This is a genomic window from Bacillus sp. F56, assembly GCF_001748205.1.
Classification (GTDB): Bacteria; Bacillota; Bacilli; order Bacillales; family Bacillaceae; genus Bacillus; species Bacillus stercoris.
Map to the genome: position 1 here is coordinate 728,459 of NZ_BDFC01000004.1, position 21,723 is coordinate 750,181.

Here is a 21,723-nt window from a genome sequence, read left to right on the forward strand (position 1 = left end):
AATGGAGGCAGATGCAATGGCGACAATTAAAGATATCGCGCAGGAAGCGGGATTTTCAATCTCAACCGTTTCCCGCGTTTTAAATAACGATGAAAGCCTTTCTGTTCCTGACGAGACACGGGAGAAAATCTATGAAGCGGCGGAGAAACTCAATTACCGCAAAAAAACAGTAAGGCCGCTGGTGAAACATATTGCGTTTTTATATTGGCTGACAGATAAAGAAGAATTGGAAGATGTCTATTTTAAAACGATGAGATTGGAAATAGAGAAACTGGCGAAAGCATTCAATATCGATATGACCACTTATAAAATATCAGATGGAATCGAGTGCATTCCTGAACATACGGAAGGGTTTATTGCCGTCGGCACATTTTCAGATGAAGAGCTGGCTTTCCTTAGGAATCTCACTGAAAACGGCGTCTTTATCGATTCAACTCCTGATCCCGATTATTTTGACTCGGTAAGGCCTGACTTAGCACAAATGACAAGGAAGACGGTAAACATCCTGGCTGAGAAGGGACATAAAAGCATCGGCTTTATCGGCGGCACATACAAAAATCCGAACACCAACCAGGATGAAATGGACATCCGTGAAGAAACCTTCAGATCCTATATGAGGGAAAAAGGCATGCTGGACGAGCGGTATATTTTCTGTCATCGCGGATTCTCTGTAGAAAACGGCTACCGCCTGATGTCAGCGGCGATCGAGACATTAGGCGACCAGCTTCCGACTGCTTTTATGATCGCAGCGGACCCGATTGCAGTGGGCTGTCTGCAAGCCCTGAACGAAAAAGGAATTGCCATACCGAACAGGGTAAGTATTGTGAGTATCAACAACATCAGCTTCGCGAAGTATGTCTCACCTCCTCTGACGACGTTTCATATTGATATACATGAATTATGTAAAAACGCTGTTCAATTGCTGCTTGAACAAGTGCAGGACAAGAGAAAGACGGTAAAAACTTTATATGTGGGCGCGGAATTAATCGTCAGAAAGAGTATGAATTAAAAACGGCTTAGGACACTAAGCCGTTTTTTTAATTAGGTAAAATAATTTACCTAAAGTAGTAAATAGTTTGTTTACACATTTTCTTAAGCGTGCTATATTATTTTAAAAGCGCTTTCATTCATACCGAAAGGGTGACAATCAATGAAAAAGGCAAAAAGGTGTTCCGTACTCATGCTCTGCGCAGCTGTCAGTTTATCCTTGGCGGCTTGCGGCCCAAAGGAAAGCAGCAGCGCCAAATCGAGTTCAAAAGGGTCGGAGCTTGTCGTGTGGGAGGATAAGGAAAAAAGCAACGGCATTAAAGACGCTGTGGCTGCGTTTGAAAAAGAGCACGATGTGAAGGTCAAAGTCGTTGAAAAACCGTATGCCAAGCAGATTGAAGATTTGCGAATGGACGGACCGGCCGGCACAGGCCCTGACGTGTTAACAATGCCAGGTGACCAAATCGGAACGGCTGTCACGGAAGGATTACTCAAGGAATTACATGTCAAAAAAGACGTTCAATCACTTTATACTGACGCTTCCATTCAGTCTCAAATGGTCGATCAAAAGCTTTATGGACTGCCAAAAGCAGTTGAAACGACTGTGCTGTTTTACAACAAAGATCTCATCTCAGAAAAGGAATTGCCCAAAACGCTGGAAGAGTGGTACGACTATTCCAAAAAGACTGCTGATGGCAGCAAATTTGGCTTTTTAGCCTTATTCGATCAAATTTATTATGCGGAAAGTGTAATGAGCGGATACGGCGGATACATTTTTGGAAAGGACAAAGACGGCAGCTATAACCCGTCAGACATTGGAATCAATAATGAAGGCGCTGTCAAAGGTGCGGCGCTGATGCAGACGTTTTACAAAGAGGGCTTATTCCCGGCAGGCATTATTGGAGAACAAGGGATTAACGTGTTGGAATCACTGTTCACAGAAGGAAAAGCCGCCGCGATTATTTCTGGTCCATGGAATGTAGAAGCCTTTTCGAAAGCAGGGATCAATTATGGCATTACGAAACTGCCGAAGCTGGAAAATGGGAAAAACATGAGTTCCTTTATCGGCGTCAAAAGCTACAACGTCAGCGCATTTTCAAAGAATGCGGAGCTGGCGCAAGAATTAGCCGTATTCCTGGCAAATGAAAAAAATTCTAAAACACGATATGAAGAGACGAAAGAAGTTCCTGCTGTAAAATCTCTAGCCAATGACCCGGCTATTATGAAAAGCGAGGCGGCACGGGCTGTTACTGAACAATCCCGCTTCTCAGAGCCAACACCAAATATTCCGGAAATGAATGAAATATGGACGCCGGCTGATTCAGCATTACAGACAGTTGCAACAGGGAAGGCGGATCCGAAACAAGCATTGGATCAAGCAGCTGAAACGGCCAAAGGACAAATCAAGGCAAAGCACAGCGGAAAATAAAGAGAAAGCTAGATTTGTATTGTAATAGAGGTGAAAACGGTGCAGCATCGTCAAATCGCTTTGTTGCTGTCTATCATCCCGGGGCTCGGGCAATTTTATAACAAGCAATGGATAAAAGGCTTTGTCTTTCTTTTCTTAGGCGCATCGTTTTTTGCGGTCTTTGGAGATCTGCTCAATATGGGGTTTTGGGGAATCTTTACACTGGGAACAGAAGTGCCGCGGGATAATTCCGTTTTCTTGCTGGCGGAAGGAATTATCGCTGTCATCGTGACCTGCTTTGGCCTTGCGGTGTATTATGTGAATCTTCGCGATGCGTTTCAAAGCGGAAAGCAGCGTGATGAAAACAAGCCATTAAGTTCCTTAAAAGAACAATACCGGCATATCATTTCTGAGGGCTATCCTTATGTCGTCAGCGGCCCATCTTTGTTTATTTTAATTTTCGCCGTGATCTTCCCCATTTTATTCAGCTTTGCATTAGCGTTCACAAACTATGATTTGTATCATTCTCCTCCTGCAAAATTAATTGATTGGGTCGGTTTTCAAACGTTCGCAAATATATTCACAGTTGATATTTGGAGGTCGACCTTTTTTGATGTTTTGGCTTGGACGGTGGTTTGGACACTCGCTGCATCCACACTGCAAGTCAGCTTGGGGATTTTTCTCGCGATCATTGTCAACCAGAAAGACCTTCGGTTTAAACGCTTTTTCCGGACGATACTGATTTTGCCATGGGCCGTTCCCGGTTTTGTGACGATTTTAATTTTTGCGGGGCTGTTTAATGATAGCTTTGGTGCGATGAATCACGACATCTTGGCTTTCTTCGGGATAGATCCGCTTCCGTGGATGACAGATGCCAATTGGTCGAGGCTTGCGTTGATTCTCATGCAGGGCTGGCTCGGATTTCCGTACATCTTTCTCGTCTCAACAGGCGTATTGCAATCCATCCCGGACGATCTGTATGAAGCAGCTACGATTGATGGCGCTTCTGTCTTTTCAAAGCTGAGATACATTACGCTTCCAATGGTGTTCATCGCCATGGCTCCGATTATCATTACTCAGTTTACGTTTAATTTTAATAACTTTAATATTATCTATCTATTTAATGGCGGAGGTCCGGCTGTAACCGGATCGACAGCCGGCGGGACAGACATCCTAGTTTCATGGATTTATAAGTTGACAATGCAGTCCAGTCAATATTCACTTGCTGCGGCTTTAACGATTTTATTATCTGTGTTTGTCATCTCCATCGCATTATGGCAGTTCAGACAGACAAAGTCTTTTAAAGAGGAGGCATGAGTCATGCTGGCAGATATGAAGGTCAGAAAATATTTCCGTCTCCTTTTCTCTTACTTGTTGTTAGCCTTTATGGCGGTCATCATTGTTTATCCTCTCCTTTGGACGGCAGGCGCAAGCTTTAACCCCGGCAACAGCTTAATCAGTACATCCATCATTCCGAAGCATCCGACATTCGATCATTACAAGGAATTATTTGCGGGCAAGGAAAGCCTTCAATATGTGCAGTGGTATGTCAACTCAATGAAGATCAGCCTGTTTACAATGGCAGGGTCTTTGCTCTGTGTGACGTTTACGGCCTATGCGTTTTCGCGCTTTCGGTTCAAAGGGAGGAAATACGCTTTAACCCTCTTTTTATTGCTGCAAATGATTCCTCAGTTTTCGGCTTTAATCGCTTTGTTTGTATTGGCGCAAATCTTGGGCATGATCAATAGCCACTGGCTGTTAATCTTGCTTTATATCGGCGGCCTGATCCCGATGAATACGTATTTGATGAAAGGGTACATGGATTCGATTCCGATGGATTTAGACGAAAGCGCCAAGATTGACGGGGCCAGCAGCACCCGAATCTTCTTCCAAATCATTCTGCCATTATCAAAACCGATGGCGGCAGTGGTGGCCATGAACAGCTTTACAGGACCGCTCGGAGATTTTGTGCTGTCCTCAACGATATTGAGAACGCCTGAATCATATACATTGCCCGTCGGCCTATTCAATTTAGTGAATGATGTTATGGGGGCCAGCTATACGACATTTGCGGCCGGAGCCTTGCTTATCAGCATTCCGGTTGCCGTCATCTTTATCATACTGCAAAAGAATTTTGTGTCCGGATTAACCGCAGGCGGAACAAAAGGCTAAGAGAATAAGGAGGAGAATGTGATGTCAAAGCTTGAAAAAACGCACGTAACCGAAGCAAATTTTATGCTTCATGGGGGAGACTACAACCCCGATCAGTGGCTGGATCGGCCCGATATTTTAGCTGACGATATCAAACTGATGAAGCTTTCTCATACGAATACGTTTTCTGTCGGCATTTTTGCATGGAGCGCACTTGAGCCGGAGGAGGGCGTATATCAATTTGACTGGCTGGATGATATTTTTGAGCGGATTCACAGTATAGGCGGCCGCGTCATATTAGCAACGCCGAGCGGAGCCCGTCCGGCCTGGCTATCACAAGCCTATCCGGAAGTTTTGCGCGTCAATGCCTCCCGCGTCAAACAGCTGCACGGCGGAAGGCACAACCACTGTCTCACATCTAAAGTCTACCGAGATAAAACACGGCACATCAACCGCCTATTAGCAGAACGATACGGCAATCACCCGGCGCTGTTAATGTGGCATATTTCAAACGAATACGGGGGAGATTGCCACTGTGATCTATGCCAGCATGCTTTCAGGGAGTGGCTGAAATCAAAATACGACAACAGCCTCAAAACATTGAACCGTGCGTGGTGGACTCCTTTTTGGAGCCATACATTCAATGACTGGTCACAGATTGAAAGCCCTTCGCCGATCGGTGAAAACGGCTTGCACGGCTTGAACTTAGACTGGCGCCGGTTCGTCACCGATCAAACGATTTCGTTTTATGAAAATGAAATCGTTCCGCTGAAAGAACTGACGCCTGATGTCCCTATCACAACGAACTTTATGGCTGACACACCGGATTTGATTCCATATCAGGGCCTCGACTACAGCAAATTTGCGAAACATGTCGATGCCATCAGCTGGGACGCTTATCCTGTCTGGCACAATGACTGGGAAAGCACAGCTGATTTGGCGATGAAGGTCGGCTTTATCAATGACCTGTACCGAAGCTTGAAGCAGCAGCCTTTCTTATTAATGGAGTGTACGCCAAGCGCGGTCAATTGGCATAACGTCAATAAGGCGAAGCGCCCGGGCATGAATTTGCTGTCATCTATGCAAATGATAGCCCACGGCTCGGACAGCGTTCTCTATTTCCAATACCGCAAATCACGCGGGTCATCAGAAAAATTGCATGGGGCGGTTGTGGATCATGACAACAGCCCGAAGAACCGCGTCTTTCAAGAAGTGGCCAAGGTCGGCGAGACATTGGAACGGCTGTCCGAGGTTGTCGGAACGAAGAGGCCGGCACAAACCGCTATTTTATATGACTGGGAAAATCATTGGGCGCTCGAGGATGCTCAGGGGTTTGCGAAGGCGACAAAACGTTATCCGCAAACGCTTCAGCAGCATTACCGCACATTCTGGGAACACGATATCCCTGTCGATGTCATCACGAAAGAACAAGACTTTTCACCATATAAACTGCTCATCGTCCCGATGCTTTATTTAATCAGCGAGGACACCATTTCCCGTTTAAAAGCGTTTACAGCTGACGGCGGCATCTTAGTCATGACGTATATCAGCGGAATTGTGAATGAGCATGACTTAACATACACAGGCGGATGGCATCCGGATCTTCAAGCAATTGTCGGAATTGAGCCTCTTGAGACTGACACGCTGTATCCGAAAGATCGAAATGCTGTCAGCTACCGCGGCAAAACATACGAAATGAAGGATTATGCAACCGTGATTGATGTAAAGACTGCTTCAACAGAAGCGGTGTATCAAGAGGATTTTTACGCCCGTACGCCAGCTGTCACAAGCCATCAATATCAGCAGGGCAAGGCGTATTTTATCGGCGCGCGTTTGGAGGATCAATTTCACCGTGATTTCTATGAGGGTCTGATCACAGACCTGTCTCTTTCACCTGTTTTTCCGGTTCGGCACGGAAAAGGCGTCTCCGTACAAGCGAGGCAGGATCAGGACAATGATTATATTTTTGTCATGAATTTTACGGAAGAAAAACAGCTGGTCACGTTTGATCAGAGTGTGAAGGACATGATGACAGGAGAGATATTGTCAGGCGACCTGACGATGGAAAAGTATGAAGTAAGAATCGTCGTAAACACTCATTAGCCTGATGCTCCGCTCGATATGGGCGGATTCTTTTTTCTACATTTTAGAAAACGCTTACTAAATCGTGAGGGGTGGAATCATGAGGAATGGAGTGAAAATGTGCTTAGCGGCTGCCATCGTGTGGAGTGCATTCAGTTCACCGGGATCTGCCGCTGCCGTTGAGAAGGAGAAGCATGTGCCAGAGCTTCGGGCAGAGGATCTTTTTGTTAAAAAAGTAGAGGGAATGAACAAGGACTTTATTAAAGGGGCAGATGTGTCCAGCGTTATTGCTTTGGAAAACAGCGGTGTCACCTTTTACAATACAAGCGGAAAACGACAGGACATCTTTACAACTTTAAAACAGGCTGGGGTCAACTATGTTCGCGTCCGCATTTGGAATAACCCGTATGATTCAAATGGCAACGGGTATGGCGGAGGAAACAATGATATTCAAAAAGCCATCGAAATCGGAAAAAGAGCGACAGCGAACGGAATGAAGGTGCTTGCCGACTTTCATTATTCTGATTTTTGGGCAGATCCCGCGAAACAAAAGGTGCCCAAAGCTTGGGCGAATCTCAGCTTTGAAGCAAAAAAAGCCAAGCTCTATGAGTATACGAAACAAAGTCTGCAAAAGATGATCAAGGAAGGCGTTGACATCGGCATGGTTCAGGTCGGAAATGAAACAACAGGAGGATTTGCGGGCGAAACCGATTGGACGGAGATGTGCCAATTATTTCAAGAAGGAAGCCGAGCGGTCAGGGAGACAAATCCAGGCATTTTGGTCGCCCTGCATTTTACCAATCCTGAAACGGCTGGAAGATATTCATTTATTGCAGAAACACTCAGCAAAAACAAAGTAGATTATGATGTGTTCGCGAGCTCCTATTATCCTTTCTGGCATGGCACATTACAAAATTTGACCTCCGTGCTGAAGGCTGTTGCCGATACGTACGGCAAAAAAGTTATGGTGGCGGAGACGTCGTACACCTATACCGCTGAGGATGGCGATGGGCATGGAAATACAGCACCAAAAAGCGGACAGACGCTGCCATATCCCATTTCTGTTCAAGGGCAGGCAACTGCAGTAAGAGATGTAATGGCGGCAGTAGCGAATACGGGTAAAGCAGGACTTGGCGTTTTCTATTGGGAGCCGGCGTGGATTCCAGTCGGGCCGAAGACGCAGATAGAGAAAAACAAAGTGTTATGGGAAACATACGGGTCAGGGTGGGCCTCAAGCTATGCCGCAGAATACGATCCTGAGGACGCCGGGAAGTGGTATGGGGGAAGTGCTGTAGATAATCAAGCTTTGTTTGATTTTAATGGACATCCGCTGCCTTCTTTGCAGGTGTTTCAATATGCGGAATCAGGCCATATTCCAAAGAAACGCTGAAAAAGAAAAATCCATGAGATGTAACAAATTATTGTTATGTCTCATGGATCATTTTATTTTACATCCACTAATATAAAACATTCATCATCACTCTTATGATGAGCTTCCTTTTGATGTTGCAGCGATGTAAGGATTTTCTCCCTCAGGTCAGTGATTGGCGAATCAGGATGCTCTTTTAGTAAATTAAATAAATAGCATGAAGCCGTAGGATCCATCACGCCATCCGTGTATAGAAGCAGTCTTCCGCCATCCGTATATGAAAGGCTGCTTGACTGAAACACTAAGTCTTCAAACATCCCGATCGGAGGCGAGGTCGCGTGAAGCAGATGTTGAGTTCCGCTGTCGTCCTGCCATAGTGCCGGCGGATGCCCTGCGTTGACATAATCAATGCTTTGCCTTGCTATATCAATCTCAAGATAAATAGCAGTGCAATAATGTCTTGCTTCCTCATCATTTTGAAACAAGCTGTGAAGGTGCCGGTCTAATTCTTTCATGACGTTAACGGGACTGAGACCTTGCGTGATCTGGCGCTGAAACAAAGGATGAAGTGACATCGTAATCAATGCCGATGAAATCCCGTGCCCCATCACATCAAGGATAATAATGCCGTAACGGTGTTCATCGATTTGATAGAATCCGTAAAGATCCCCTGACAAATCACTCGATGCATTATAATAAGAGTCAATTTGCACCTGATCGTTTACAATCGGTTCAGTCAACGAGTTTTTCTGGATCTTTCTGGCGAGTTCAAGCTCTCTTTTGGTGTTTAATTTAAATTGTTGATTTTGTTTATTGATCTCAAGAAGTTCTTCTTGTTTTGCTTTCAGCGTTTCCAAGGCATTTTCTAACTCTGCATTTGCTTTCTGTTTAGCAAGCAAAGCTTCTTGAGCCGCGTTTCTGGCTATCAGCAGCTCATTTTCATATTCATTTCGCTTCCGCATTGGAATGAGAACACAATCGAAGACAGAAGCCCCGCTATCGTGTCTCGCAATAGCATTGACAAGGACGGGGACTTCTTCTCCATCTCTTGCTTTCAAGGAAATGTATATTTCTTCGATGTGGTGCTCCAATTTCAAAAGCGGAAAAAAATAAAGCTGGCAGAAAAGCTGTGCGGGAACGGTCAACATCGTATTCATATGCTGGCCAATAACCTGCTCCGCCCCATAACCCAGAATCTTGATAAGGGTCCGGTTGGCAGCTAAGATCGACCCCTCTTCTGACAAAGTGAGGAAACCGCATGGTGCATCATTCAATTGTTTGTCCATTAAGAGGGTCACCTCTATCCCTTTCGTTCCGCTATCACACGTGTGCTTTTAAATAATCGCCGATCAGCTGTATCGTCTCATCTGGATGGCTCATATGAGGGCAATGACCGCGAGCCTCCATTTGTTTCAGACTGCTATAAGGCAGATGCTTATGCATATAATCACCTACTGTTGCAGGTGCGATGATATCATCTGCACATTGGAGAATAAGAGAGGGAACCGTTACCTTCGAAAGATCCTCCCGGTGATCAGAAAAAAACGCCGCTTTCGCGAATTGGCGGGCAATGACAGGGTCAGTAGAACAAAAACGGCTTTCCAGCTCTTCCTTAATTTCAGGCCGATCTGGCTGATTCAGAACGGTTGCCGCAAATACAGTTGCCCAACCGATATAGTTTTTCTCCATCATCTCCAGCAAACCAAGGAGCTGCTCCTCTTCAAATCCTCCATAATACTCAGGCGGATCATTCAAATAGCAAGGAGAAGGCCCTACCATCACCAGTTGGGAAAAAAGCTCCGGGCGGCGGATTGATGCTAGCATCCCAATCACGGCTCCGACGGAGTGCCCCACAAACACGGTTTCCTCTAGATCTAATGCTTCACAAACATCAAGAACATCTTGAGCATAGCCGTCAAGTGTCTGGTAGCGATTCAGGTCATATGCGCGCAAATCTGAATGTCCCGAACCGACGTAATCAAATAAAATGACCCGATGCTCTTCTTCAAAGGCCGGTGTCACGGCATTCCACACGCTTTGATCGCATCCAAAACCGGGTGCGAACATAATAGATGCTTTGCCGCTGCCTTTCACCTTCACATGATTTCTAGACAAAATCGCTTCGTTCATGATTGGCTCCTTTCAGCCGGAAAGTAATATAAAGTTCAATGTGTCTATCATAACACTCGGACGGTTTGAAGAGTGTACTTTCTATGAAAGTCATAGCAGTTTAAAAGAAAGGGGACATGCGGCATAGAAAAGGTGATTGAATTGGAAGATGCAGAGGATGGATTGCCTAGACACTAACGGTGAGAAAGAATATGACATTTGTCACTCTATCATCATGACACCCCATACTAACAACAGCTGCTCAGGCATTTTACAATCAATGTAAGCCATCAGGAGGTGCTCATGTGATGAATGAGGCAGTATCAGTAAGCAACGTGACAAAACAGTTCCAGCAAAAAACAGCTGTAAACAACATCAGCTTCAGCATGAAAAAAGGAGAAATCGCAGCCATTCTCGGACCGAATGGAGCAGGGAAGACGACTGTCATCTCTATGATATTAGGATTGCTGAAACCGACTAAGGGAGAAATCAAACTATTTAACCGGGTTCCCGATGATCAACAGGTTCGCGAACAAATAGGCGTGATGCTTCAGGAAGTAAGTGTCATGCCGGGCCTGAAGGTGAATGAAATTCTCGAACTCTTTCGAAGCTATTATCCGAATCCATTGTCCTTGAACGAACTCGTTTCGTTAACAGCACTCACAAAAGAAGATTTGAAAACAAAAGCAGAAAAATTATCCGGAGGACAAAAACGCCGTTTAAGCTTTGCTTTGGCTCTTGCCGGGAATCCGGAGCTGCTTATATTTGATGAACCGACAGTCGGCATGGACACTTCATCAAGACATCGATTCTGGCAGACCATTCACGGACTGTCGGACCAAGGAAAAACGATTATTTTTTCAACGCATTATTTACAGGAAGCAGACGATGCCGCACAGCGAATCTTATTTTTTGCTGATGGACGGCTTGTGGCAGATGACTCACCGATGCAAATCCGCTCAAGAATTCAAAAACAGTCTGTTTCCTTTGCGCTCCATTCAGATGAATCGTTGGAAAAGCTGTCTCGGCACCCGGAAGTAGAGCGAGTGTTCCGCAGGCATCAAAGAATCATCATCCAAACATCAAATACAGACAAAGTGTTGGTGTTGATCTTTCAAGAAAACATCCCAGCACGGGATATTCGAATTGAACACGGGACGCTCGATGAGGCATTTCGCCGGCTGGCTGACGGAAACAGGGAGGCGATGTGAGTGAACATGCTGCAGAAACAAAGCGTAGCTGAAGTGAAAAGGGTGCTTAGGAACAAGTATTTTGTGCTTTGGTCGCTGATCATGCCAATTGTCTTTTATTATCTCTTTACAAATGTAGTGAATACCAACGTTCCCGACCAACGTGCATGGGACGCCCATTACTTAATGTCGATGACAGTCTTCAGCGTGATGGGTTCCTCTATCATGACACTGGGCATCCGTATGGTTCAAGAACGGTCACAAGGCTGGACTGCCTTTATCCGTCTTACACCTCTTCCAGATCATATCTATTTATTAGCTCAGATGATCGGACAAAGTGTCATTCACGTTTTATCGATTACCGTCATTTTTCTGTTCGGCGCAATGATCAATGACATTGCCTTGTCACCGTTTGAATGGATGATGAGCGGACTGTGGATTTTGTTTGGCGCATTGCCTTTTTTAGCATTAGGCACACTAATCGGCCTCATGAGAAAAGTAGAAACAGCGGCCGGAATCAGTAATGTGCTTTATATGCTGCTGGCTTTAGGCGGGGGGATGTGGATGCCGTTTGAGGTCATGCCTGACATGATGCAGAACATTGGCCAGTGGCTTCCGTCTTATCATTTCGGGAGCGGCGCGTGGGAACTAGTGCGGGGCGGGAGTCCGGATTGGAAAAATATCCTGATATTAATCGCTTATATGATGTTCTTCATGCTACTATCTAAATATATTAGAAGAAAACAAGAAGCGGTGTAATACATGAAAAAGGCAATATCAATTTTCCCGAAGCAATTCGGATTTTTCCCTTATATCTTTCTGGTGTACACCATTATGCCGTTCCTCTCTTTATTAAAAGAATCAGGGGTCAAACAGGTCATTGGATATGGCATCCTGCTTCTATTTATCGCGGCATATCGCCAGTTATTCTGCTGCGTGGGCAGAGTTTCGTTTACGTATTGGCTTATCGTGCAAATGGTGGTTATTTTGATATATAGTGTGTTTTACAATATCACCTATATATACTTAGGTTTTTTCCCGGCAAACTTTGTTGGTTATTACAAAGAGAAAACGAATTTTAACCGTGCGTTCTGCGCTTTAATCTTTATCCTGCTTTTTCCATGCCTATACCAATTTATCGTGAATTCAGTCACGCTCCGGGAGCTTTTTTCTGTTCTCCCGTTTCTCGTCATCATGCTCATTTCTCCATTCGGCATTCGTTCTATGTTTCGGAGAATTGAGCTTGAAGCTAAGCTGGCACAAGCCAACGAACAGATAAAAGAACTCTCTAAAAGAGAGGAGCGTGTTCGAATCGCCCGTGATCTTCACGATACTCTTGGCCATACCTTGTCGCTGCTTACATTAAAAAGCCAGCTCATTCAGCGGTTGGCTGCATCTGATCCAGAACGGACCAAGCATGAGGCAAAAGAAATGGAAACCAGCTCGCGAGCCGCACTCAAGCAAGTCCGAGAGCTGGTTTCTGATATGAGGACGGTCACGATAACAGAGGAGCTCGTAAACATTCAGCACATTTTAAGGGTGGGGAACATTACCTTTCAATACGAAGGAGCCGACGACTTTTCAGCGATATCTCCCGTCACTCAAAATATTATCAGTATGTGTATGCGGGAAGCCGTGACTAACATCATCAAGCACAGCAAAGCAACTCACTGCGCCATCACCATTTCTCAGTTTGCTGGCAAAATGAGGATCGTGATACGGGATGACGGAAAGGGAGCAGCGAAGGAGAAAACCTTTGGGAATGGCCTGCGGGGAATGGAAGAACGGCTCATGCTCATTGAAGGGGGATTAACAGTTTCAGATCATAACGGAACGCTTGTGACTCTGACGATTCCGCTGATTAAAAAAGCAGAATGATTGGAGGACGAAAAGAATGATTCGTCTGTTTATTGCTGAGGACCAGCGAATGCTTTTAGGCGCTTTGGGATCTTTGCTTGATTTAGAAGAGGATATGACAGTCATCGGACAAGCATTAAACGGGGAAGAGGCGCTACATGCTATTTTGAAGTTGGAGCCGGATGTATGCATCATGGACATTGAAATGCCGGTTCGAAGCGGACTGGATGTGGCAGAGGAATTAATGAAAAAAGGCTGCGTCAGCAAGGTCATTATTTTAACTACTTTTGCCCGCCCCGGATATTTTGAACGTGCGGTAAAAGCCGGTGCACATGGCTATCTGCTGAAAGACGGAGAAATTGACGATCTGGCCGATGCCATTCGAAAATGTGTAGAGGGAAAACGTGTCTTCAGCCCCGAGCTGACGTTTAATATGATGCGAGACGAAAATCCCCTAACCGTTAGAGAACAAGAAATTCTGAGGCTTGCGGCTTTAGGCAAGACAACAAAAGACATTACGCTGGAGCTCTATTTATCTCAAGGCACAGTCCGAAACTATATCTCAGAAATCATCCAAAAGCTTCATGCGAAAAATCGGACAGAAGCCGCCAGCATTGCTGAGGAAAAGGGCTGGATTTAACCGTATACTTTTCACCATTTACTGCACTCCTGGGAGATCAGGAGTGTTTTTGATATGCCTGCTAATGAAAATATCCCCAGAAAACCCTTCCCTTCCATTATCAGAATAGTGTACGATATTCATATAGTTATTTTAACTCAGGTCATCAGATGACCTGATCATATATTGGGGATGAGAGAGGGGTTCATCATGAAAGTCTCACTTTTTGTCACTTGTCTTGTTGATATGTTTCAAACAAATGTCGGAAAAGCAACGGTTGAGCTGCTGGAGCGGCTTGGGTGCGAGGTTGATTTTCCGGAGGGGCAGATTTGCTGCGGGCAGCCTGCTTACAACAGCGGCTATGTACATGACGCCAAAAAAGCAATGAAACGGATGATCGAAACGTTTCAGGATTCCGAATATGTTGTCAGTCCTTCCGGTTCCTGCACAACGATGTTTCGGGAATACCCGCACTTGTTTGCAGATGATCCGAAATGGGCCGATAAAGCGCAAAAGCTGGCGGATAAAACGTATGAATTGACAGATTTTATCGTGAACGTCCTTGGGGTAGAGGATGTCGGCGCGACCCTTCATACAAAAGCGACTTTACATACGTCGTGCCATATGACAAGGCTGCTCGGGGTTCGGGAGGAGCCGATGAAGCTGTTGAGCCATGTAAAGGGACTGCAGTTTACAGAGCTTCCGGGCAAACATAACTGCTGCGGATTCGGTGGAACGTTCTCCGTCAAAATGGCGCAGATTTCAGAGCAGATGGTCGATGAAAAAGTCGAATGTGTGGAGGAAACGGGAGCAGAGGTGCTGATCGGCGCTGACTGCGGCTGTTTGATGAATATCGGGGGACGGCTTGACCGAAAAGATAAGAATGTCAAAGTGATGCACATCGCCGAAGTGCTCAACAGCAGATAAAACTGGATTCAGAGGGGGAAAGGATCATGGCGATGAAAATCGGTACTGACGCTTTTAAAGAGCGGGTATCACAGGGGATTGATAATGAATTTATGAGAGGCGCTGTTTCAGGTGCACAGGAGCGTCTGCGGACGCGGCGCCTAGAGGCAGCCGAAGAGCTGGGAAACTGGGAGGAGTGGCGTTCTTTATCAGAGGAAATCAGGCAGCATGTCCTTGAAAACCTTGATTTCTATCTCGGACAGCTTGCCGAAAATGTGGCGAAAAGAGGCGGACATGTCTATTTCGCGGAAACAGCGGAAGAGGCGTCTTCTTATATTCGCGACGTCATTCAAAAGAAGAACGGGAAGAAAATCGTAAAATCAAAATCAATGGTTACAGAGGAAATCAATCTGAATGAGGTGCTGGAGAAGGAAGGCTGTGAAGTCGTCGAAACCGACCTCGGCGAGTATATTTTGCAGATTGATGATCACGATCCGCCGTCACATATCGTCGCGCCCGCCCTTCATAAAAATAAAGAGCAGATACGCGATGTGTTTAAAGAAAGGCTGGACTATCAACATACAGAAAAACCGGAAGAGCTTGTCATGCATGCGCGTGCCATTCTCCGGAAAAAGTTTCTGGAAGCGGATATCGGCATTACCGGCTGTAACTTCGCCATTGCGGACACGGGTTCTGTCAGCCTTGTGACCAATGAAGGAAATGGACGGCTTGTGAGCACCTTGCCGAAAACACAAATTACCGTCATGGGAATGGAACGGATTGTCCCGTCATTTTCTGAATTTGAAGTGCTTGTCAGCATGCTGACAAGAAGTGCTGTCGGACAGCGGCTGACAAGTTATATTACAGCATTAACGGGTCCGAAGCTGGAAGGTGAAGTGGATGGTCCGGAAGAATTCCATCTTGTCATCGTTGACAATGGACGATCCAACATCCTAGGAACAGAATTCCAGTCTGTGCTGCAATGTATCCGCTGTGCCGCCTGTATCAATGTCTGCCCTGTGTACCGCCATGTCGGCGGACATTCATACGGCTCAATCTACTCGGGGCCGATCGGAGCGGTTTTATCGCCATTGCTCGGCGGTTATGACGATTATAAGGAGCTGCCGTACGCTTCTTCACTGTGCGCTGCTTGTACAGAAGCCTGCCCGGTCAAAATTCCGCTGCACGAGCTTCTTCTCAAGCATCGCCAAAACATCGTCGAAAAAGAAGGCAGAGCGCCGATCAGTGAAAAGCTTGCGATGAAAGCGTTCGGACTTGGCGCATCCTCCTTGTCACTATACAAAATGGGCTCAAAATGGGCGCCGGCCGCCATGACACCTTTTACAGAGGACGAAAAAATTTCGAAGGGTCCCGGCCCGCTCAAAAGCTGGACACAGATCCGCGACTTCCCGGCACCGCATAAATCGAGATTCAGAGACTGGTTTGCAGACAGAGAAACAAGTGAACGCACGAAGGAGGAGCAGTGATGACGAAGGGAACCATTCAGAATCAAGAGAGCTTTTTAAACCGAATCGCATCCAGCCTTGGCCGTGAAAGAAGAACAGGAGGCGTGGCAGTTCCTGAGTGGGCGCATCAGCCGCAATATAAAACACTTGAAGGATATTCAGCGGATGACTTAGTCACAGTGCTCAAAAACCATTGTGTCAAAATCCATACAGAGCTGATTGAAACGGATTCAACCGGCCTTTACGATGCCCTGCGCGAGCAAGTCAGCCGCTTCTCCGGAGGCCCTGTCATCATTCCGAAGGACACCCGCTTTGAAAAATACGGTCTGAAAAGCCTGCTCACCAAGGACTGGCCGAGTGAGGGAACGCCAGTCTGGGAGTGGGATGCTGACAAAGGCGAGGAAAATATCAAAAAAGCGGAGCAAGCCAATGTAGGGATTACATTCAGCGAAATTACATTGGCTGAGTCGGGGACGGTTGTCCTCTTCTCCTCAAAAGACATCGGCCGATCTGTCAGTCTTCTGCCGACGACTTATATTGCGATCGTGCCGAAATCAAGCATTGTGCCAAGAATGACACAAGCCAGTGATATCATCCGCCAAAACATTGCAGACGGTGTCACTGTTCCTTCATGTATCAACTACATTACCGGACCGAGCAACTCAGCCGACATTGAAATGGATTTAGTTGTGGGAGTGCACGGGCCAGTAAAGGCAGCATATATTCTCGTCTCTGACCGCTAAACTCAGAAAGCCCGGCAAGCATATGCCGGGCTTTTTGCTTGAAAAAAAACTTCAACTTCCAATTTTTTGGCCGATGAGAAGAGTATGACTTGATACAGGAGGAAATGTGATGAAAAAATGGCTGATTATAGCGGTTTCACTGGCGATTGCGATTGTTCTGTTTATGTATACAAAAGGAGAAGCGAAGGCAGCCGGCATGACATTAGGCTACACGACTGGGGATACGGCTTCATACAATTCTCTTGCGAAATATCATACATACATGAATGCCATCGCAACCGATACATTTGCGTTTGAAAAAAACGGACAAATCATTGGCGATGCCCCAAGCAAGCAGCTGACATATGCGAAAAAGAAAAAAATCAAGACATGGGCTGTCATTTCAAACTATAATGATGCCATTTATGACTTTGACGGAGATTTGGCAAGTCGGGTCATGAGTAATAAAACAGCGAAAAAACGGTTCACTGATCAGCTCATATCTTTGGCGAAAAAGCACTCATACTACGGTATCAATATCGATTTTGAAGCAGTGAATCCAGAAGACCGATCTAAATACTCACGTTTTATTCAAGATGTCTCACAGGCTTTGAAAAAGAAACATATTCAAACAATGGTATCCGTTCCTGCCAAAAGCGCTGATGACAAAAATGATGACTGGAGCTGGCCGTATGATTATGCGAAAATCGGCAAATATGCCGACTTCGTACAAGTCATGACCTACGACGAACACGGCATTTGGGGTGAGCCAGGATCAGTGGCAAGCACAAACTGGATCAAAAGCTCTCTGCAGTTTTCAGTCAAAAAGATCAAAGCCAATAAAGTCATCATGGGCATCCCCGCGTACGGCTATGATTGGGATGTAAAAGACGGAAGCGGAAGCTCTGTGAGGGAATGGAATGAACTCAAATCCCTCATCCAAAAGCAAAAAGCAAAGCCGGCATTCAACAAAAAAACAGGTTCGATGACGTTTTCTTATGTTGATAAAAAGAAGCATAAACATGTCGTGTGGTATGAAAACGAAAAAACCGTTCAAACGAAAAGCCATTTGGCAAAGCAATTTAAAATAGCAGGTGTTTCAGTCTACGCATTAGGAAACGAGTCAGAATCCTTTTGGAAAGCCATTCAAAAAGGGACAAAATAACAGTTTCTTTTTTCTCTGAAGTTATTGACAGGGAAAAGAGAAGCACGTATATTATGTTAATATATTCAGATCATAAAATTTGAGTTTTTCAGAAAACTAAAACGCATAGATTGGGAGCAGTAAAAGAAAGTAATCAGAACAGAGAGCTGCGGGGTGGTGCGACGCAGCCTGATTCTTCTTTGAACTCGCCCGGGAGTGGTAAGACGGAACGGGATAGATTGACTATTCCCTATGTTTTAACGGCTAACCTTCGTTACAGGTCAAAAGCAGGATTCTTCATGAAGAATCAACAAGAGTGGTACCGCGGTCAGCCGAAGGCTCGTCGTCTCTTTATCTATTAGATTAGATAAGGGGCGGCGGGCTTTTTTGTTTTTGAAAACGAGAAGGAGAGGTAGCAGAGGATGAAAAACGACAATCAAACGTTAAAACGCACGATGACGTCCCGCCATATTATGATGATGGCGCTGGGCGGAGCAATCGGCGCGGGTTTATTTAAAGGGAGCAGCTCAGCGATCGATGTGGCAGGGCCATCTGTCATTATCGCATACCTGCTCGGCGGAATTATTTTGCTGTTTATTATGCAGGGGCTCGCGGAAATGGCTGTTCGAAACCGCAACGCCAGAACCTTCCGTGATCTTGTCCAGCAGGTATTGGGGAATTACGCCGCTTATTTCTTGGACTGGATATACTGGAAAATGTGGGTGCTCAACATTGCGGCTGAAGCTGTTGTAGCTGCGATATTCATTCAATACTGGCTCCCGGGCTGCCCGATCTGGGTGCTGGCATTGGGGATTTCTCTTATCGTCACGATCGTAAACTTGCTTTCTGTTAAAATCTTCGCCGAAACTGAATATTGGCTGGCCATGATCAAGATTACCGTTATTATCATCTTTATTATTTTAGGGTTATTGCTTTTATTCGTATCATTCGGTGATCATACAGCTGCTGGATTTTCAAACCTGACAGAGCACGGCGGATTTTTCCCGCACGGCGGCACAGGGCTGATTACGGCGATGCTTGTTGTCATCTACTCTTACGGCGGTACAGAAATTATCGGAGTGACACTTGCTGAAACAAAAAATCCAGAAAAGGTTGTCCCGAAAGCTGTCCGTAGCACACTGACACGGATTGTCGCGTTTTACCTACTGCCGTTTTTCATCATCGTCAGCCTGATTCCGTGGAACCAAGTCAATTCCGTTCCGGAAAGTCCTTTCGTGATGGTCTTTAAAATGGTAGGCATTCCGGGCGCTGATCATATCATGAACGCAGTTATCCTGCTGGCGATCATTTCTTCTATGAATTCAGGTTTATACGGATCATCACGCATTTTGTATACACAGGCAAGTGACGGAAGGCTTCCGAAGGTCTTCTCGAAGCTTTCATCAAAAAACGTACCGATGTTTGCAATTCTGATGTGCACTTCTTCTCTCTATATTGGCGTGTTGATTTCTCTGTTCGCAGGAAGCCAAACATTTAATTATTTAATGGGATCATTGGGATATACCGTTTTATTCATTTGGCTGATCATCGGATTCGCTCATTTGAAATCGAGAAAACAGCAAACGGAAAAACCGGCTTATTATGTAAAATGGTTCCCGTACACGACATGGTTTGCGATTGTGGCATTACTCGCCATTCTGATCGGTGTCATCATGACAACGTCAGTGGTCATTACCGGCATTACTGCGGCGATCTACCTTTTGATTACCGTTGCATATTTGGTCAAAGGACGCAAGCATCAGTAAATAAGAAACCCTCTCGCCGCATCCGGCAAGAGGGTTTTTATTATTGTGCAGCTTTCTCATTTATGCCAATCGCCGCTGCTTTCTGCGCTTTTGATTTTGTATTCACGAGACAGATGCTTGTGATAATCAGCAGCAGCCCTGCCAAGAGGCTAAGGGTGAGCGGTTCATGCAGGAAAATGGAGCTGGCCACGATCGATATGAGCGGAATCAAAAACGTATAAGATGCGACCTTGCTTGCTTCTCCTGAACCGACAAGCGTAAAAAAGATAAGCCAACCGAGTGCGATAACGAATACAGAGATGAACAGCAGGCTCGTGATAAACGGAGCTGTCCATTGGATCGCGGAAAAGCTTTCTGTCCAAAGACCGGATATAAGCAGAAACACGCTGCCGATCGTCAGCTGCAAGGCGACCATCCAAATGGAATCGACGCGGCTGCCTGTTTTTTTCATATATACCGTCCCGAGCGCCCAGCTGATTGCGGAACCGAGTGCCAGCAGAACCCCAATGACAGAAATATGCCCGCCAAAGCCCGCGGCACTAATGACGGCTACTCCCGCAAAACCGAGGATGAGCCCGATCACTTTCAATACAAACATGGATTCGCCGAGCCACAGCCAAGAAAATACGCCCATCAGAACAGGCTGAAAGAAGACGATTGCAGAAAACAGGCCGGCCGGAAGATAATTCAGCCCGATCGTTTGCAGGCCGTAGAATAACGTAATGTTTAAAAGTGCAGAAACAAGATAAATCGGCCACGTTTCTTTTAAACGTAATTTATGAAAACGCGGCAGTGCGACAATGACTAATAAAAGCCCGCCGATCAGCGTTCGGATGCCCGCGAATAATAAGGGCGGCGAATAGGCGAGCGCGGCTTTGGACAGCGGCCAATTGACGCCCCACATGATGACGAGAAATGCGAGCAGGAGAGCTGTCCGCGTTTTTGAGAGCTGCTTCATAGTTCATTCACTCCTTGTAGAACTTTTCCATCATATGATACGGTAGAACATAAGATAAATAAAATGAATCTTTTTTATGAGGAGCATAAGTAAATTGTTATGACTATTACACAATTAAAGGTTTTCGTCAAAATAGCTGAAACGGGAAGCTTTACAAAAGCGGGTCAGGCGCTGAACATGACACAGCCGGCTGTCAGCCATGCGATTTCTGCAATCGAAGCTGAGCTTGATGTAAAGCTGATTATTCGTGACCGCCGCAATGGCCTGATGCTGACTGATACGGGAAAACAGATCTTAGTACACATCAGGGAAGTCTTAAAAGGCATTGAAAAAGTTGAGCAGGTCGCAGCCGCGGAAAAAGGGCTTGAACTGGGTACAATCCATATTGGCACATTCTCAACTGCCTCGGCTTATTTTATGCCAAAGCTGATCAGTGAATTTAAACAAAAATATCCGAAACTGGAGCTTGTGCTGCACGAGGGAACTGTAAATGAAGTCAAGGAGTGGCTTCACACGCGGATGATAGATGTCGGCATTCTTCTGTATCCAACAGAGGAGATGGAGTATATTCATTTGAAAAAAGACAAAATAGCTGTCGTGCTCAGGGATGATCACCCGCTTTGCAGCCGTTCAGCCATTACGCTGAAAGATCTCGATGATGAACCGATGATCGTCTGCGACGGCGGCTATGAATCACCTTTTCACGATATGTTCAGGCAAGCGGGCGCTACGCTGAACGCCGCTTTCACAGTCTATAACATGAACACCTCGATCAGTATGGTCAAAGAAGGACTGGGTCTCGCGATTTTATCAGAAATGTCCATGTCGCACATGCCGCTGCCGGAGCATGTGGTGACCAGAGAGTTGGACCCGCAGGTATACCGTGATGTGCAGCTTGCTGTTCCGTCGCTGAAGGAGGCTTCTCTGGCAGCTAAGCTCTTTATTGAGATGGCTAAGGAGCTGTTTAGAGCAGAATAACGTACCAAACC

19 protein-coding genes and 1 other annotated feature are annotated in these 21,723 nt (G+C 45.8%); of the genes, 16 read left to right on the top strand and 3 right to left on the bottom strand.

The features are described from left to right. The first annotated feature begins 16 nt into the window (after positions 1–16). The 6 genes from ganR to ganB all read left to right on the top strand — a co-directional run bounded on the left by ganR (position 17) and on the right by ganB (position 8,018). The gene (gene ganR, locus BFW96_RS03780) at positions 17–1,009 is read left to right on the top strand and encodes a galactan degradation operon transcriptional regulator GanR (protein ID WP_069838693.1); all 993 of its coding nucleotides are present in this window, start codon (positions 17–19) and stop codon (positions 1,007–1,009) included. Between the two features lie 141 nt (positions 1,010–1,150). After that, complete coding sequence (ganS, locus tag BFW96_RS03785) at positions 1,151–2,416, top strand: arabinogalactan oligomer ABC transporter substrate-binding protein GanS (RefSeq protein ID WP_069838694.1); 1,266 nt, start codon at positions 1,151–1,153, stop codon at positions 2,414–2,416. A 39-nt stretch (positions 2,417–2,455) separates the two neighbouring features. Then, positions 2,456–3,712, top strand: coding sequence for a galactooligosaccharide ABC transporter permease GanP (ganP, locus tag BFW96_RS03790; RefSeq protein WP_040081765.1), 1,257 nt, complete (start codon positions 2,456–2,458; stop codon positions 3,710–3,712). Positions 3,713–3,715: 3 nt separating this feature from the next. Beyond that, positions 3,716–4,567: a galactooligosaccharide ABC transporter permease GanQ gene (ganQ, locus tag BFW96_RS03795; protein WP_014665437.1), complete on the top strand. Its 852-nt coding sequence runs from the start codon at positions 3,716–3,718 to the stop codon at positions 4,565–4,567. 18 nt (positions 4,568–4,585) lie between these two features. Further along, entirely contained in the window at positions 4,586–6,649 is a 2,064-nt protein-coding gene (ganA, locus tag BFW96_RS03800; RefSeq protein ID WP_083252788.1) for a beta-galactosidase GanA, read from the top strand. A 79-nt stretch (positions 6,650–6,728) separates the two neighbouring features. Beyond that, positions 6,729–8,018: an arabinogalactan endo-beta-1,4-galactanase gene (gene ganB, locus BFW96_RS03805; protein ID WP_069838696.1), complete on the top strand. Its 1,290-nt coding sequence runs from the start codon at positions 6,729–6,731 to the stop codon at positions 8,016–8,018. 53 nt (positions 8,019–8,071) lie between these two features. Here the strand turns inward: ganB and rsbP are convergent, their stop codons facing one another. Together rsbP and rsbQ are read right to left on the bottom strand one after the other, a co-directional pair. Further along, on the bottom strand, positions 8,072–9,283 hold the full coding sequence (rsbP, locus tag BFW96_RS03810) for a phosphoserine phosphatase RsbP (RefSeq protein WP_069838697.1): 1,212 nt from the start codon (positions 9,281–9,283) through the stop codon (positions 8,072–8,074). Positions 9,284–9,317: 34 nt separating this feature from the next. Next, positions 9,318–10,127 carry a sigma factor SigB/phosphatase RsbP regulator RsbQ gene (gene rsbQ / locus BFW96_RS03815; RefSeq protein ID WP_069838698.1) on the bottom strand — a complete coding sequence of 270 codons (810 nt, stop codon included), beginning with the start codon at positions 10,125–10,127 and terminating at the stop codon, positions 9,318–9,320. A gap of 284 nt (positions 10,128–10,411) precedes the next feature. Here rsbQ and BFW96_RS03820 point away from each other — a divergent pair, with 284 nt between their 5' ends. The 9 genes from BFW96_RS03820 to BFW96_RS03860 all read left to right on the top strand — a co-directional run bounded on the left by BFW96_RS03820 (position 10,412) and on the right by BFW96_RS03860 (position 19,776). Further along, a complete protein-coding gene (locus BFW96_RS03820; protein ID WP_083252789.1) occupies positions 10,412–11,317 on the top strand; it encodes an ABC transporter ATP-binding protein in 906 nt (301 codons plus the stop codon). Next, positions 11,318–12,055: an ABC transporter permease gene (locus BFW96_RS03825; RefSeq protein WP_069838700.1), complete on the top strand. Its 738-nt coding sequence runs from the start codon at positions 11,318–11,320 to the stop codon at positions 12,053–12,055. A 3-nt stretch (positions 12,056–12,058) separates the two neighbouring features. Continuing rightward, the gene (gene yvfT, locus BFW96_RS03830; protein ID WP_069838701.1) at positions 12,059–13,174 is read left to right on the top strand and encodes a two-component system sensor histidine kinase YvfT; all 1,116 of its coding nucleotides are present in this window, start codon (positions 12,059–12,061) and stop codon (positions 13,172–13,174) included. A gap of 16 nt (positions 13,175–13,190) precedes the next feature. Continuing rightward, positions 13,191–13,793: a two-component system response regulator YvfU gene (yvfU, locus tag BFW96_RS03835; protein WP_040081775.1), complete on the top strand. Its 603-nt coding sequence runs from the start codon at positions 13,191–13,193 to the stop codon at positions 13,791–13,793. 189 nt (positions 13,794–13,982) lie between these two features. Further along, positions 13,983–14,699: a lactate utilization iron-sulfur protein LutA gene (gene lutA / locus BFW96_RS03840; RefSeq protein ID WP_014665428.1), complete on the top strand. Its 717-nt coding sequence runs from the start codon at positions 13,983–13,985 to the stop codon at positions 14,697–14,699. 26 nt (positions 14,700–14,725) lie between these two features. After that, a complete protein-coding gene (gene lutB, locus BFW96_RS03845) occupies positions 14,726–16,165 on the top strand; it encodes a lactate utilization iron-sulfur protein LutB (protein WP_014665427.1) in 1,440 nt (479 codons plus the stop codon). Next, positions 16,165–16,887, top strand: a complete 723-nt coding sequence (gene lutC / locus BFW96_RS03850) for a lactate utilization protein LutC (RefSeq protein WP_069838702.1) — start codon at positions 16,165–16,167, stop codon at positions 16,885–16,887. The genes lutB and lutC overlap by 1 nt, the downstream gene beginning before the upstream one ends. 109 nt (positions 16,888–16,996) lie before the next feature. Continuing rightward, positions 16,997–18,031: a glycosyl hydrolase family 18 protein gene (locus tag BFW96_RS03855; RefSeq protein ID WP_069838703.1), complete on the top strand. Its 1,035-nt coding sequence runs from the start codon at positions 16,997–16,999 to the stop codon at positions 18,029–18,031. Positions 18,032–18,128: 97 nt separating this feature from the next. After that, positions 18,129–18,364: a binding site (T-box leader), on the top strand. A 68-nt stretch (positions 18,365–18,432) separates the two neighbouring features. Further along, positions 18,433–19,776 (top strand): amino acid permease, encoded by a 1,344-nt coding sequence (locus BFW96_RS03860; protein WP_069838704.1) that lies wholly within the window; start codon positions 18,433–18,435, stop codon positions 19,774–19,776. Positions 19,777–19,816: 40 nt separating this feature from the next. Here BFW96_RS03860 and BFW96_RS03865 read toward each other — a convergent pair whose 3' ends face one another. Continuing rightward, positions 19,817–20,734, bottom strand: coding sequence for a DMT family transporter (locus BFW96_RS03865; RefSeq protein WP_069838705.1), 918 nt, complete (start codon positions 20,732–20,734; stop codon positions 19,817–19,819). A gap of 99 nt (positions 20,735–20,833) precedes the next feature. On the opposite strand from BFW96_RS03865, the gene BFW96_RS03870 reads away from it, so the two are divergent. Next, the gene (locus tag BFW96_RS03870; RefSeq protein WP_069838706.1) at positions 20,834–21,712 is read left to right on the top strand and encodes a LysR family transcriptional regulator; all 879 of its coding nucleotides are present in this window, start codon (positions 20,834–20,836) and stop codon (positions 21,710–21,712) included. The last annotated feature ends 11 nt before the right edge of the window (positions 21,713–21,723 follow it).